This window comes from Streptomyces chryseus, assembly GCF_014650755.1.
In the GTDB taxonomy this organism is placed as follows: Bacteria; Actinomycetota; Actinomycetes; order Streptomycetales; family Streptomycetaceae; genus Streptomyces; species Streptomyces chryseus.
On sequence record NZ_BMVO01000013.1, the window covers coordinates 105,565 to 118,447 of the forward strand.

The following is a 12,883-nucleotide window of genomic DNA, read 5'->3' on the forward strand; positions in this document are numbered from 1 at the left end:
CGCGGGAGGGGGCGGCCGGGGTTCCGGCCGCCCCCTCCTCGCGTCTACCGTCCGGCGAGCCAGGCATCCTCCTGGGCGTAGTCGAACGGCCCGTCGCCGTCGGGGGCGTACCGCTGCGACAGCTTGGGGAACGCCTCCCGCCAGTCCTGGCGGCGGAGCACCTCCGCCAGCCATTCCACGGTGGCGGGCAGGGACTCGGCGTACCCGGTGACAGCCCGGTAGCCCAGCTCCCGCTCGGCGGCGGACATGTCGTAGACGACGGGGTGGCCGTTGCCGGTCCAGGGAGTCTCCCCGACCGTGCCCACCGGAGGGGGCCCGTCCACCAGCACCAGCTCGCTCCGTACGCCCATGACGGCGTCGATCGCCGTACTGATCTCCGCGACCGTCGGAACGTCGGGATCGCCCGCGTTCAGCACCCGCGCACCGGGCCGCGCCGCCGCCAGCCGGATCAGCTCCCCGACGTTCGAGACGTGCACCGGGTGGAACTGGCTGCGCCCGCCGTGCGCCAGGACCCGCACCGGCCGGCCGTCCAGCACCCGCTTGACGAAGTGGATCTCGCGCGGAGTCCGGCAGTACGGCCCGTGGACCGCGCCCGCCCGCAGGACGGTCGTCGGCAGCCGGTCGGCGGCCGCCAGGAGACGCTGTTCGATCGCGACCTTCCTGGTCCCGTACGTCGCGTCACCCGGCGCGACGACCGGCTGCGTCTCATGGATCGGCACCGGGTACCGCGGAAACCCGTCGGGCTCGGCCTGGGTGTCGAACCCCCGCCCCTTGTCGTCCTCGTACACGGCGCCACTGGAGATGACGACGGCGGAGCCGATCCGGTCCGCGACCCCGGTCAGCTGCGCCGCGTGCCGCTCCTCCATCGCGACCATGTCCACCACGACGTCACAGCCCGCGCCGAGCGCGGCGGCGAGCGCCGCGTCGTCGTCCCGGTCGAGCGCCACGGACCGCACGTCCCGCGGCCACGTCCCGTCGCGGCCACCGCCGCGCGACGCCGCCGTCACGTCCCAGCCGTCCTCGGCGAGCGCCCGTACGGCCGCCCGCCCGATCTGTCCCGTAGCTCCGATGACGAACGCGTTTCCCTTGGTCATGCCGTGGACGCTATGCGCCCGGGGAGCACTCGCGGAGCGCCGTTCGCCGTCCGCTGATTCGCCGTCAGCGCAGGAGCCGGGGGAACTTCTTCGCCTGCTCCGCCTTGACCTCGGCGGCGTACCGGTCGACGTACTCCTGCCCGGAGAGTTCGAGGATCGCGTACATGATCTCGTCGGTGACCGCGCGCAGCGCCGCCTTCTCGTTCTCCATCCCCTCGTACCGCGAGAAGTCCAGCGGCTCGCCGAACCGGATGGTCACCCGCTTGATGCGCGGTACGACCTGGCCCGGCGGCTGGATCTCGAACGTACCGACCATCGCGCACGGCACGACGGGCACGCGCGCCTGGAGCGCCATCGCGGCGACCCCGACCTTGCCCTTGTAGAGCCGGCCGTCGTGCGAGCGGGTGCCCTCGGGGTAGATGCCCAGCAGCTCGCCCTTGCCCAGGACGCCGAGGCCCTCACGGATCGCGGCCTTCCCGGCCTCCTTGCCGGACCGGTCGACCGGGATCTGACCGGCGCTGCGGAAGAACGCGGCGGTCAGCCGGCCCTTGAGGCCCGGACCCGTGAAGTACTCGGCCTTGGCGAGGAAGGTGATGCGCCGCTTGATGATCGCGGGCATCAGGAAGTGGTCGGAGAACGACAGGTGGTTGCCCGCGACGATCGCGGCGCCGTCGTCGGGGATGTGCTCGAGCCCCTCGATCCTGGGCCGGAAGAGCAGTCTCAGCAGTGGCCCGAGAAGGACGTACTTGAGCACGTAATAGAACACGGGGCGGCTCCTAGTTCTGCCGGATCGGCTCCAGGACTCGGGCCGGTGCCGGCCCGTTCCGACTTTACTGACTTGGCATCAGGCACGGCACTGGGCGTCGGTTCCCGGACGCCGACCAGGATGCGGGCATGAGTCAGCAGGCGCGCCCGGCACGGCCCCTCGGGGCACGGCTGTACGTCCTGCTCCTGCCGGTCGTACTCGGGGGCCTCCTGGCCATGCACGGGCTGGGGCCCGCCGCCCCGCCGCGGCCGGCCCACGCCGTGCCGGACGTCCGCCACGCGGCCCCCGCGCACCCGCGCCCGCCCGCCGGCGAGGTCCGCGCCCACGCGGAGCACGACGAGGGCGGCGCCGGCGGCCATGTCGAGCACGCCGACTCCACCTGCGCCGCCGGCGGTACGAGCGGAGCGCCCGCACTGCCCGCGCCGGCTCCGGCCGGGGCCGCCGCCTCCGAGCTGGCGGACGGTACGGGGTTCCTCGTCGCGGCGGCGCCCGGCGGGCGGGCCCCGCCCTCACTGAGCGAACTGCAACTCCTGCGCAAAGAGGCGGCTCCGGCGTGCCCGGCCGCTGCGGCCGGCTGTCACGCCTTCGACAGTCACGCCTGAAATTGCGTGCGCGAACACAGGAGTCGCACCACCATGACCACCTACCGTTTCCCTGTCCGCCGCGCCGCCGCCGTCGTACTGGCGGCCTGCGGCGGGGGAGAAGACAGCCCGGCCGCCCACACCGGTCACACCGCAGCCGCCTCGCCCTCCGCGTCCCCGTCCGGGCGCGCGTGGAACGCCGCCGACGTCTCCTTCGCGAAGGGGATGACCCCGCACCACCGGCAGGCCATGGCCACGGCCTGGGGCGAGGACGTTCCCGAGGAGGGCGCCACCGGCGAGCACGCCGGGCACTCGGCGGCCGGGATGATGGCGTCCGAGGAGATGGACGAGCTGGAGAAGTCGTCCGGCGAGGCGTTCGACACCGCGTTCCTGACCATGATGGTCGAGCACCACGAGGGGGCGGTCGCGATGGCCGGGACCGAGCGGTCCGACGGGGCCCACCGGCCGGCGAAGGACATGGCCGGTGACATCGTGACCTCACAGAGCGCCGAGATCAGGCGCATGAACGCACTCCTCGGCGCGAACTGACCGTACGAGCCGCGAAGCGGGGGCGGCCGCCCGGCCGCCCCCGCTGCCCCGCGTCGTCGTCAGGCGCGGGCCGGAACGAGGCCATGATCCGGCGCGGGGTGGGTCAGCCGGTGCGCGTCGTGGACAGCCGGTCGAGCCACTCCGACAGCAGGCCGGTCTCGGCGCGGCTCAGCGGCGACCGGGGTGAGCGGCGCAGCAGGGCGTTCAGCCGGGCCGCCGCCGGCACCCGCGCCTCACCGGCCTCACCGGTGTCGTGGGAGGGAGCCGGCACGGCGGTCGCGCCGGGCACGAGGACGGCCGCGTGCACGGCGTCGCGCACACGGGCCGAGGTGCCGCTGTCCGTGAAGGTCGACGGGCGCGAGACGAGCATGAGAGCCACGCCGACGTTCGCCGACATGACCATCTGGGCGGCCGGTTCGGGGCTCGCTGTGCGTCATGGTCGACGCTCCTGAGGGATCTGCGCTGTACGCTGCTGGTGTTCATTTACGGCGTATATGTCGACTTGCTACGGTTGTCCTGCGGAGTCAAGGGCCCGCCGGACCGGTGCAGCGAGCGACGAGCCCCGGAGGCGGACATGCCGAAAGAGTCGGGCGACGGCCGCGGCAGACGCGCCGGCGACCGGGGGCGCGACGGACGGCTGAGCAGGGAACGCGTGCTGGCGACGGCCCTTGAAGTGGTCGACCGCCACGGCCTGTCCGGCCTCAGCATGCGCAAGCTGGGCGCCGAACTGGGCGTCGAGGCGATGGCCCTGTACCGGTACGTCCCGAGCAAGGACGCGTTGCTGGACGGGCTGGTCGAGGCGTTCTGCCAGGAACTCCACCAGGACCTGGAGCGCGACCCCGCGCCCGAGTCGGGCCCGGCCGACTGGCGCGGCGAACTGCGCAGCGTCGCCCTCGCGACCTACCGGGTCGCCCTGCGCCACCCGCACGTCGTCCCGCTGCTCGCCACCCGCCTGCTGTCCACGCCGATGGCCCGCCGGCCCCTTCCCGTCCTGCGCGTCGACGAGCGCGTCCTGGCGCTGCTGCACGGGGCGGGGCGGGACGGGACGAGCGCGCGAGGTGGTGGAGGCCCACCGGTGCTTCACCGCGTGGCTGCTCGACTACCTCCTGGTCGAACTGCGGGCCATGGACGACGACCCGGACGAACCCGACCCGGCGTTCCGCCTCGGCCTGCACCGCGTGCCGGCCGCGGAACTGCCGCGCCTGCGCGCCACCGCCGTGGCCATGGCCGGGCCGTGGCGGCCCCGAGGGGCTGGTGGCGGGCCTGGACGCCCTGCTGGGGCGCGACTGAACCGCTGCTGGGGCGAGATCCCCGGTGCCCCCGCGTGTCCGCCGTACGGAGCAGCGGGCGCGCCCGTGCGCGGGACACGGCGGCGCGGCCGCTTGCCGACGGGCCCGGGCAGGCGGTGGCCTGGCTCTCGCCGACACCCCGTCGCCAGGCACCCCAGCCAGCCCAGGAGGCCCCGGATGCGCTCCCCAGCCACCGTCACCGCAGTCGTCCTGCTCGCCCTCGCGGGTGCGGCCCTGCCCGCCCGGGCGGCGGGCGCGCCCGGGGAGCCGAAGCCGTCCAAGGGGCTCTTCCTGACGGTTTCGGGCTCGTCGAGCACCTGGATGAGGGGCGTGCTCCTGAGCTGCGCTCCGGGCCCCTCGGGGCCCCACCCGGACGCCGCCGGCGCGTGCGCCGCGCTCGGCGTGGCGAACGGCGACTTCGACAAGCTGCCGGGGAACCCGCGCGCGTGCACCAAGCAGTACGAACCGGTCACTGTCAGCGCCGCCGGCACCTGGGGCGGAGTCCCGACGGCCTGGCGCAAGACCTACCCGAACGCGTGCGTGCTCGACACCGCCACGGGCCCCGTCTTCCGCTTCTGACCCCGGGCGCCGGGTGCCGTACCGCCGTCGTGCGGATACGTTTGCGCAGGCGCCCGCCGGACGCTCACCGGCTGCGCGACGCGGCCATCCCCACGGTGACCAGCCCCAGCACGACCCAGCCGAACCACAGCCAGCCGTTGCTGCCGAGTGCCGCCGTGTACGCCGATATGACGACCAGCGTACTGACGGTGAGCACCCCCATCGACTTCGTAGAACCGGGCATGCGCGCCCCCTCCTTCTGATGGAGGGCCATCGTCACCCCTGCGGAGCTCCCGCGCTACCGTGCCGACGTTACCGGCGATCTAGCGCCCGCGCGCCTGGAGCGACGCGAGGTACGCGTTGTACGCCACCAGCTCCTTGTCGCCGTCGCGGTCCGCCGCCCGGTCCGCGCGCCGCGCGACCCGCTGCTCGGACCGGTACCACTGGAAGACCAGCGCGATCAGCACCAGCACCGAGGGGATCTCCGAGAACGCCCAGGCGATGCCGCCCGCCGCGTTCTGGTCACTCAGCGCGTCGATGCCCAGCGACGCGGGCGGGTTCGCGTACGTGCCGATCATCGGCTGGGTCGCCATCATCAGCGCGATGCCGAAGAACGCGTGGAACGGCATGCCGGCGAAAAGCTCCAGCATCCGCATCACGTAGCCCGGCCGGTGCGGCCCCGGGTCGACGCCCATGATCGGCCAGAAGAAGACCAGGCCGACGGCGAGGAAGTGGACCATCATGCCGATGTGACCCGGCTTGCTCCCCATCAGGAAGTCGAAGACCGGCGTGAAGTAGAGCGCGTACAGGCTCGCGATGAACAACGGGATCGTGAACGCCGGGTGCGTGACGATCTTCATGTACCGACTGTGCAGCAGCATCAGCAGCACCTCGCGCGGCCCCTTGCGGTTCCCGCGTCCCGCCACCGGCAGGGCGCGCAGCGCGAGGGTCACCGGGGCGCCGAGCAGCAGCAGGATCGGCGAGAGCATGCTGATGACCATGTGCTGCACCATGTGCACGCTGAACATGACCATGCCGTAGTCGTTCAGCTTGGTGCACATCACCAGCGCCACGCTCAGCACGCCGACGACGAAGAAGACCGTCCGCCCCACCGGCCAGCCGTCGCCGCGCCGCCGCAGCCGCACCACGCCCCACCCGTAGAGGGCGAGCCCCGCCAGGCAGCCCACCAGGAAGAAGAGGTCGGGGGAGAACTCCAGCCCCCGTCCCAGCGTGAACGGCGGCAGATCCATGTTCATGCCGCTGCCGTGCCCGCTGTGATCCATCTGTGTACTCCCGAGGACTGCCCATTCGTAACGGTTGTCCGGTACAGAGTAGAACTGCCCCCGGCCGCGCTCGCGGCCGGGGGCAGTCCGTCACACGGGCGACAGGATCACAGCACGCACTCGGCCTCGGCGTACCGCTCACCGGGAACGGTCTTCAGGGTCTCCACGGCCTCGGCCAGCGGCACCATCACGATGTCGGTGCCACGCAGCGCCGTCATCATCCCGAACTCGCCCCGGTGCGCCGCCTCCACCGCGTGCCAGCCGAAGCGGGTGGCGAGGACGCGGTCGTACGCCGTCGGGGTGCCGCCGCGCTGGACGTGGCCGAGGATGACCGGCCGCGCCTCCTTGCCGAGGCGCTCCTCCAGCTCGACGGACAGCTGCCTGGCCACGCCCGCGAAGCGCTCGTGCCCGTACATGTCCTTGCCGCCGATGTCGAACTCCATGGAGCCCTCGCGCGGCTTGGCGCCCTCGGCGACCACGACGATCGCGAACCGCTTGCCGGCCGAGAACCGCTTGCCGACCAGCTCGGTCAGCTCACCGATGTCGAAGGGCCGCTCCGGCACCACGATGGCGTGCGCGCCGGCCGCCATGCCGGAGTGCAGCGCGATCCAGCCGGTGTGCCGCCCCATGACCTCGACGATCAGCACCCGCTGGTGCGACTCGGCGGTGGTCTTCAGCCGGTCGAGGGCCTCGGTCGCGACCCCGACGGCCGTGTCGAACCCGAAAGTGACATCGGTCGACGCGATGTCGTTGTCGATGGTCTTCGGTACGCCGACGATCGGCAGCCCCGCCTCGGACAGCAGGTTCGCCGCCTTCAGCGTGCCCTCGCCGCCGATCGGGATGATCGCGTCGAGTCCGAGGTCGGCCACATGGCCGCGGGCCCGCTCGACGCCGTCGCGCAGATGCGCGGGCTGGACCCTGGAAGAGCCGAGAATCGTGCCGCCACGGGCCAGAATGCCGCCCACCGCGTCGAGGTCGAGCTTGCGGTAGTCGCATTCCAGAAGGCCCCGCCAGCCGTCGTGGAAGCCGATGACCTCGTCGCCGTGGTCGACGACGGCGCGGTGCACGACGGAACGGATGACAGCGTTCAGACCGGGGCAGTCGCCGCCGGAAGTGAGTACACCAATACGCATGCCCGGAATACCTTTGCAACGTGGGCCGGAGACCGGACCACGTCGTCCGGTTGGATCCCCGTCACCCTACTCGCGCGGGGTGACGGGGCCGAACCGGCAGTCCGTCAGCTGGACACCACAAAGGTGTACGAACCGCGTCAGGCCGGCTGCGTCGCCGAGGCGATGCGCTCGGCGCGCAGCGCCTCGTACCAGCGGTCGTCGGTCGGCGGCAGCGCGTTGACGTCGAGGGCCAGCTTCAGCAGCAGGTCCGCGATGAGCGGGTTGCGGGCCAGCACGGGGCCGTGCATGTACGTACCGAAGACGGTGTCGTTGTACGCGCCCTCCGTGCCGTCGCCGGTCCCGTTGCCCCTGCCGATGCGCGTCCGGGCGAACGGCCGGGCCGTCGGGCCCAGATGGGTGATGCCCTGGTGGTTCTCGAAGCCCGTCAGCGGCGGCAGGCCGAGGCGCTCGTCGATGTCCCCGAGGACGTCGCCGACGCACCGCTCGCCCTCGCCGCGCGTGCTGACCACGTCGAGCAGCCCGAGGCCCTGCTCGCGCTCGCCGAGGTCGTTGATGAACTCGTGGCCGAGGATCTGGTACCCGGCGCAGACCGAGAAGACGATCGCCCCGTTGGAGACCGCGCGTTCCAGACCGCCGTCGCGGCGCAGCCGCTCCGCCGCGAGGCGCTGCGGGCGGTCCTCACCGCCGCCGATCAGGTAGATGTCGCCCGAAGTGGGGATCTGCTGGTCGCTGCGTACGTCCACACGGTGGACGTCGAGGCCGCGCTGACGGGCCCGGCGCTCCACGACGAGGGCGTTGCCCTGGTCGCCGTACGTGCTCAGCAGGTCCGGGTAGATCCACACCAGGCGCAGGCTGTTGTCGCTCATGCTTGCTTGTCCTTTTCCGGTGTACGCGGGCCTAGTTGCCGACGCGGCGGCGCAGGTCCTGGAACGCGGTGTAGTTGGCGATCGTCTCGATCAGCCCGGGCGGCGCCAGCTGCACGGCCTCGTCGAGCGTCTCGCAGACCCGGAACTCCAGGTTCGCGACCTCCAGGCGCACGGCGAGGTCCAGCTTGCGGTCGCCGAGCACGAAGATCGGGTGGCCCGCCAGCCGGGTGTAGTCGACGTCCCACAGCCAGGAGGTGTCCGTGCCGTCCGCGCCGCGCGCGTTGACGGCCAGGATGACCGGTGTGGGCGGCGGGTTGATGAGGGAAAACGTTTCGAGCCAGCCCGCCGGGTTCTTCGCGAGCAGCAGCCGCAGCTCGCGCTCCTGGAACTGGACGACGTCGTACCGGCCTGCGACAGCCTGGACTTCGTACATCCGCTCCAGCGCCACCTGCGGCGGCACACCGAACACGGCCGCGACCGCGGCGGAGGTGGCGGCGTTCGCCTTGTTGGCGCGGCCGGGCAGCTGGAGGTGGATCGGCCAGGCCGATCCGTGCGGGTCGACGACGTGGTCGCCGCTCAGCACCCAGCTCGGGGCGGGGCGGCGGAAGCCGCACTCGCCGCAGAACCAGTCGTCGCCGGGGCGCTGCATGACACCGCCGCAGGACGGGCAGGACCAGGCGTCGTCCTTCCACTCCTGGCCCGCCGCCACCCACACCACGTTGGGGGAGGAGGACGCGGCCCAGACGATCAGCGGGTCGTCGGCGTTCGCGATGACGACGGCCTTCGTGCCGGAGAGGCCCTCACGCCACTTCTCCGCGAGCATCCGGGTCTCGGCGGCCCGGTCGAGCTGGTCGCGCGAGAGGTTGAGCAGGGCGATCGCCTTGGGCGTCACATCGCGTGCGACCCCGGCGAGGTACTTCTCGTCGACCTCGATCACGCCGTACTTCGCGTCCGAGCCGCCCGCCAGGGCGGAGGTGATGCCCGCCGGCATGTTGGCGCCGAGTGCGTTGGAGACGACGGGGCCGCTGGCCCGCAGCGCCTCGGCGATGAGCCGGGTGGTCGTCGTCTTGCCGTTCGTCGCGGACACGAGCACGACGTCGAGATGCTGGGCGAGCCGCCCGAGCAGGTCGGGGTCGAGCTTGAGCGCCACCTTGCCGCCGATCACGGATCCGCTGCCGCGTCCCGCGGCGCGGGACACCGCCGCCGCGGCCTTGCCTGCCGTCACGGCCAGCTTGGCCCGCGGCGACAACGGCTCCGTGTTGCCTGCCATCGTCACTGATCCTCCTTGCATCCGGCGCCGCATTTGCCCCAGGTCCACCGGTCAACGTCGGGGCTCAGCCTATCGAGAACAAGCCGGGCCCCCGCACCCCGGCACCGCCGGGGGCGCCGCGGCCCCCGTCGGAACGTACGCTTGCCGCCATGCGACACCGCCCGATTCCCGGCAGTTCCGGGCTCGTACGACCCATGACACTGCTCGGTGACCCGGCGCTGCACGCGCCCTGTGGGACGGTGAGCGACTTCGGTCCCTCGCTCGTCCGCCTCGTCGAGGACATGTTCGCGACGATGTACGCCGCCGAGGGAGTCGGCCTCGCGGCCAACCAAGTCGGCGTACCGCTGAGCGTCTTCGTCTACGACTGTCCGGACGACGAGGATGTCCGGCATGTCGGTCACATCGTCAACCCACGCCTGGTCGAGGCCGACGGCATCACCGTACGCGGTCCCGAGGGGTGCCTGTCGCTGCCGGGTGTCGAGGCGGGTACCGAACGGTTCGACCGGGCGGTGGTGGAGGGTGTGTCGCTGACGGGCGAGCCGGTGCGCGTGGAGGGCACCGGATTCTTCGCCCGGTGCCTCCAGCACGAGTGCGACCACCTGTCCGGCCTGGTCTACACGGACCGGCTGACCGGCTGGCGCCGGGCCAGGGTCCTGCGGGCGGCGCGGCGCGCGCCGTGGCACGGCCGGGAGTAGGGCGAGCTCTCCTGCCCGCCCCGTCCGGGCCGCGCGCGGCCCGTGCGGCCGGGGCTAGAAGCCGGGGCCGTCCGCGCGGTCGTCCGCGGCGGCCAGCCGGCCCCACAGCAGGTCCGCGAGGCTGGACACCAACTGCTGCCGCGAGCAGGGGCGTTCGCCCAGCCACCAGTCGCCGGCCGCGTGCATCATCCCGACGATGCCGTGACCCCACACCCGCGCCAGCTGCTCGCTGCCCGGTCCCAGATCGATGCGCTCCGCTATCACCGTGGCGAGTTCCTCCCCGAGCCGGCGCAGCAGCGGCGCCGAGTGGCGGCCGACGTCGAAGCCCTGCTCGGGCTGGTGGGCGTCCTCCGAGGGGTGCATCAGGAACCGGTACACCTCCGGCAGCGCCTCGATCGCGGCGAGGTACGTGTCGAGCGTCGCCTCGACCCGCTCGCGCCGCTCGGCGGGCGCGTCCAGCGCCGTCCGCAGGGCCGACAGCAGCGCGTCGGTGTGGCGCTTGGCCAGCGCGCGGTAGAGGCCGCCCTTGTCGCCGAAGTGCCGGTAGAGGATCGGCTTGGTGATTCCGGCCTCGGCGGCTATCGCGTTCATGGAAGCCTGCGGACCGTCCCGGAGCACCACGCGGTCCGCCGCTTCGAGCAGGTCCCGCCGGCGCCGTGCGGCAGCGGATCTCTGCTGCTCGTCCGTGTGTGTGGTGTCCATGGTGTTTCTCCCCGCCCAATGCGATTGCGTGACGCCTGGGAAACGTAACACCAAGGCCGGGTGCCGCGCTGCCGCGGTTGACATGGCCTACGCGCCGGTAACAGACTCCTGTTACCGCAAGTAACGCCTGAGCAGTTCGTACGCAGTGCTGGAGGGGACATGGCCGAGTTCACGCTCGAACTCAACGATGACCAGAAGCAGGTCCGCGACTGGATCCACGGGTTCGCCGCCGATGTGATGCGCCCGGCCGCCGCCGAGTGGGACGAGCGTGAGGAGACCCCCTGGCCCGTCATCCAGGAAGCGGCCAAGGTCGGCATCTACTCGCTCGACTTCTACGCCCAGCAGTTCTTCGACCCCACGGGCCTCGGCATCCCCATGGCGATGGAGGAGCTCTTCTGGGGCGACGCGGGCATCGGCCTGTCCATCGTCGGTACGGGCCTCGCCGCCGTCGGCGTCCTCGCCAACGGCACCGAGGAGCAGATCGGCACCTGGATCCCGCAGATGTACGGCGACCCCGACGACGTCAAGGTCGCCGCCTTCTGCTCCTCCGAGCCGGACGCCGGGTCCGACGTCTCCGCGATGCGCACCCGCGCCGTCTACGACGAGGCCAAGGACGAGTGGGTCCTGAACGGCACCAAGACCTGGGCGACCAACGGCGGCATCGCCAACGTCCACGTCGTCGTCGCCCTCGTCGACCCGGAGCTCGGCTCCAAGGGACACGCCTCGTTCATCGTGCCGCCGGCCACGCCCGGCCTGTCCCAGGGCCAGAAGTTCAAGAAGCACGGCATTCGCGCCTCGCACACCGCAGAGGTCGTACTGGAAGACGTCCGCGTCCCCGGTCACTGCCTGCTCGGCGGAAAGGAGAAGCTCGACGAGCGCCTCGCGCGGGCCCGTGAGCGCGCGCGCAAGGGCGGCGAGCGCGTGAAGAACGCCGCGATGGCCACCTTCGAGGCGTCCCGCCCGGCCGTCGGCGCGATGGCGGTGGGCACCGCCCGCGCGGCGTACGAGGTGGCCCTGGACTATGCCAAGACCCGCGAGCAGTTCGGCCGCCCGATCATCGACAACCAGGGCGTGGCGTTCCAGCTCGCCGACATGCGCACCCGGATCGACGCGGCGCGGCTGCTGGTGTGGCGGGCCTCGTGGATGGCGACGACGGGCAAGCCGTTCGACTCGGCGGAGGGCTCGATGTCCAAGCTCTTCGCCAGCGAGACGGCCAAGGAGGTCACCGCGCAGGCCGTGCAGGTCCTCGGCGGCAACGGCTACACGCGCGAATACCCGGTGGAGCGCATGCACCGCGACGCCGCGATCTACACGATCTTCGAAGGCACCAGCGAGATCCAGCGCCTGGTCATCGCCCGCACCCTGTCGGGCATGCCGATCCGCTAGCCGCGCGACGCGCCGCGGGCGCCGTTCCCCGTACGACGGGGGACGGCGCCCGCGTGCGTCGTCAGGCGGAGGGGAGCTGCGCCTCGATGGCCGCGACGACCTCGGCGGCCTCCGGCTCGACCCGCGGACGGAACCGGCCGACGACCTCACCCTTGGCGCTGACCAGGAACTTCTCGAAGTTCCACTGGACGTCCCCGGCCTCGCCGGCCTCGTCCTTCGCGGCGGTCAGCTCGACGAACAGCGGGTGGCGGTGCTCCCCGTTCACCTCGACCTTCTCCAGCAGCGGGAAGGTCACGCCGTAGGTCGCCGAGCAGAAGGTCCCGATCTCCTCCGCGCTGCCCGGCTCCTGGCCCGCGAACTGGTTGCACGGTACACCGAGGACCGTGAAGCCCCGGTCCTCGTACGTCTTCTGCAGCCGCTCCAGGCCCGCGTACTGCGGCGTCAGTCCGCACTTGGACGCCACGTTGACCACGAGCACCGCCTTGCCCTCGTAGGCCGCCAGCGTGGTGGGCTCGCCGGTCAGGGTGCGCAGGGGGATGTCGTACAGGCTCATCGCCGTCTCCTCGGGATGGGGGCGGCCGGTCACGGCCGGCCGTCGGTCACTGCTCCGTACTGTTCCAGAGCCCGGGCGCGGCGCGGCCGACGGCCCTGCCTTCCGTGTCCGCGGGCCCTCAAGGGCGCCGCCGGATCGGCCGAGGACGCTTGTACCAC

15 protein-coding genes are annotated in these 12,883 nt (G+C 72.3%); 5 read left to right on the forward strand and 10 right to left on the reverse strand.

Annotated elements, in window-relative coordinates; genetic code table 11:
• Window positions 1-44 precede the first annotated feature (44 nt).
• A complete protein-coding gene (locus IE185_RS20355; RefSeq protein ID WP_138894335.1) occupies window positions 45-1,094 on the reverse strand; it encodes an NAD-dependent epimerase/dehydratase family protein in 1,050 nt (349 codons plus the stop codon).
• Window positions 1,095-1,158: 64 nt separating this feature from the next.
• Complete coding sequence (locus IE185_RS20360) at window positions 1,159-1,860, reverse strand: lysophospholipid acyltransferase family protein (protein WP_138894334.1); 702 nt, start codon at window positions 1,858-1,860, stop codon at window positions 1,159-1,161.
• A 128-nt stretch (window positions 1,861-1,988) separates the two neighbouring features.
• Here IE185_RS20360 and IE185_RS20365 point away from each other — a divergent pair, with 128 nt between their 5' ends.
• Window positions 1,989-2,462 (forward strand): DUF6153 family protein, encoded by a 474-nt coding sequence (locus tag IE185_RS20365; RefSeq protein WP_189715683.1) that lies wholly within the window; start codon window positions 1,989-1,991, stop codon window positions 2,460-2,462.
• A 33-nt stretch (window positions 2,463-2,495) separates the two neighbouring features.
• Window positions 2,496-2,990, forward strand: coding sequence for a DUF305 domain-containing protein (locus tag IE185_RS20370; protein ID WP_138894333.1), 495 nt, complete (start codon window positions 2,496-2,498; stop codon window positions 2,988-2,990).
• Window positions 2,991-3,093: 103 nt separating this feature from the next.
• On the opposite strand, the gene IE185_RS20375 is transcribed toward IE185_RS20370, so the two are convergent.
• Window positions 3,094-3,387, reverse strand: coding sequence for a hypothetical protein (locus IE185_RS20375; protein WP_138894332.1), 294 nt, complete (start codon window positions 3,385-3,387; stop codon window positions 3,094-3,096).
• A gap of 1,069 nt (window positions 3,388-4,456) precedes the next feature.
• Here IE185_RS20375 and IE185_RS20385 point away from each other — a divergent pair.
• Window positions 4,457-4,858: an SSI family serine proteinase inhibitor gene (locus tag IE185_RS20385; RefSeq protein WP_138906665.1), complete on the forward strand. Its 402-nt coding sequence runs from the start codon at window positions 4,457-4,459 to the stop codon at window positions 4,856-4,858.
• A 64-nt stretch (window positions 4,859-4,922) separates the two neighbouring features.
• On the opposite strand, the gene IE185_RS20390 is transcribed toward IE185_RS20385, so the two are convergent.
• The 5 genes from IE185_RS20390 to IE185_RS20410 all read right to left on the reverse strand — a co-directional run bounded on the left by IE185_RS20390 (window position 4,923) and on the right by IE185_RS20410 (window position 9,389).
• On the reverse strand, window positions 4,923-5,081 hold the full coding sequence (locus IE185_RS20390; RefSeq protein ID WP_167518359.1) for a hypothetical protein: 159 nt from the start codon (window positions 5,079-5,081) through the stop codon (window positions 4,923-4,925).
• Window positions 5,082-5,160: 79 nt separating this feature from the next.
• Window positions 5,161-6,120 (reverse strand): cytochrome c oxidase assembly protein, encoded by a 960-nt coding sequence (locus IE185_RS20395; protein ID WP_138896666.1) that lies wholly within the window; start codon window positions 6,118-6,120, stop codon window positions 5,161-5,163.
• A gap of 107 nt (window positions 6,121-6,227) precedes the next feature.
• Window positions 6,228-7,253, reverse strand: coding sequence for a 6-phosphofructokinase (locus tag IE185_RS20400; protein ID WP_138896665.1), 1,026 nt, complete (start codon window positions 7,251-7,253; stop codon window positions 6,228-6,230).
• Window positions 7,254-7,390: 137 nt separating this feature from the next.
• Window positions 7,391-8,119 carry a type 1 glutamine amidotransferase gene (locus IE185_RS20405; RefSeq protein WP_138896664.1) on the reverse strand — a complete coding sequence of 243 codons (729 nt, stop codon included), beginning with the start codon at window positions 8,117-8,119 and terminating at the stop codon, window positions 7,391-7,393.
• A gap of 31 nt (window positions 8,120-8,150) precedes the next feature.
• A complete protein-coding gene (locus tag IE185_RS20410) occupies window positions 8,151-9,389 on the reverse strand; it encodes a Mur ligase family protein (protein ID WP_138896663.1) in 1,239 nt (412 codons plus the stop codon).
• A gap of 149 nt (window positions 9,390-9,538) precedes the next feature.
• Between IE185_RS20410 and def the strand changes: the two genes are divergently transcribed.
• Window positions 9,539-10,084 carry a peptide deformylase gene (def, locus tag IE185_RS20415; RefSeq protein ID WP_138896662.1) on the forward strand — a complete coding sequence of 182 codons (546 nt, stop codon included), beginning with the start codon at window positions 9,539-9,541 and terminating at the stop codon, window positions 10,082-10,084.
• A 54-nt stretch (window positions 10,085-10,138) separates the two neighbouring features.
• Here def and IE185_RS20420 read toward each other — a convergent pair whose 3' ends face one another.
• Complete coding sequence (locus IE185_RS20420; protein ID WP_138896661.1) at window positions 10,139-10,786, reverse strand: TetR/AcrR family transcriptional regulator; 648 nt, start codon at window positions 10,784-10,786, stop codon at window positions 10,139-10,141.
• A 159-nt stretch (window positions 10,787-10,945) separates the two neighbouring features.
• Here IE185_RS20420 and IE185_RS20425 point away from each other — a divergent pair, with 159 nt between their 5' ends.
• Complete coding sequence (locus IE185_RS20425; protein WP_138896660.1) at window positions 10,946-12,172, forward strand: acyl-CoA dehydrogenase family protein; 1,227 nt, start codon at window positions 10,946-10,948, stop codon at window positions 12,170-12,172.
• Window positions 12,173-12,233: 61 nt separating this feature from the next.
• Here the strand turns inward: IE185_RS20425 and IE185_RS20430 are convergent, their stop codons facing one another.
• Window positions 12,234-12,725, reverse strand: coding sequence for a glutathione peroxidase (locus IE185_RS20430; RefSeq protein WP_138896659.1), 492 nt, complete (start codon window positions 12,723-12,725; stop codon window positions 12,234-12,236).
• Between the last annotated feature and the right edge of the window lie 158 nt (window positions 12,726-12,883).

Coding starts and splice junctions, on each gene's coding strand:
- IE185_RS20355 (WP_138894335.1), bottom strand. CDS start 1,094: ATGACCAAGGGAAACGCGTTCGTCATCGGAGCTACGGGACAGATCGGG.
- IE185_RS20365 (WP_189715683.1), top strand. CDS start 1,989: ATGAGTCAGCAGGCGCGCCCGGCACGGCCCCTCGGGGCACGGCTGTAC.
- IE185_RS20370 (WP_138894333.1), top strand. CDS start 2,496: ATGACCACCTACCGTTTCCCTGTCCGCCGCGCCGCCGCCGTCGTACTG.
- IE185_RS20375 (WP_138894332.1), bottom strand. CDS start 3,387: ATGTCGGCGAACGTCGGCGTGGCTCTCATGCTCGTCTCGCGCCCGTCG.
- IE185_RS20385 (WP_138906665.1), top strand. CDS start 4,457: ATGCGCTCCCCAGCCACCGTCACCGCAGTCGTCCTGCTCGCCCTCGCG.
- IE185_RS20390 (WP_167518359.1), bottom strand. CDS start 5,081: ATGCCCGGTTCTACGAAGTCGATGGGGGTGCTCACCGTCAGTACGCTG.
- IE185_RS20395 (WP_138896666.1), bottom strand. CDS start 6,120: ATGGATCACAGCGGGCACGGCAGCGGCATGAACATGGATCTGCCGCCG.
- IE185_RS20400 (WP_138896665.1), bottom strand. CDS start 7,253: ATGCGTATTGGTGTACTCACTTCCGGCGGCGACTGCCCCGGTCTGAAC.
- IE185_RS20405 (WP_138896664.1), bottom strand. CDS start 8,119: ATGAGCGACAACAGCCTGCGCCTGGTGTGGATCTACCCGGACCTGCTG.
- IE185_RS20410 (WP_138896663.1), bottom strand. CDS start 9,389: ATGGCAGGCAACACGGAGCCGTTGTCGCCGCGGGCCAAGCTGGCCGTG.
- def (WP_138896662.1), top strand. CDS start 9,539: ATGCGACACCGCCCGATTCCCGGCAGTTCCGGGCTCGTACGACCCATG.
- IE185_RS20420 (WP_138896661.1), bottom strand. CDS start 10,786: ATGGACACCACACACACGGACGAGCAGCAGAGATCCGCTGCCGCACGG.
- IE185_RS20425 (WP_138896660.1), top strand. CDS start 10,946: ATGGCCGAGTTCACGCTCGAACTCAACGATGACCAGAAGCAGGTCCGC.
- IE185_RS20430 (WP_138896659.1), bottom strand. CDS start 12,725: ATGAGCCTGTACGACATCCCCCTGCGCACCCTGACCGGCGAGCCCACC.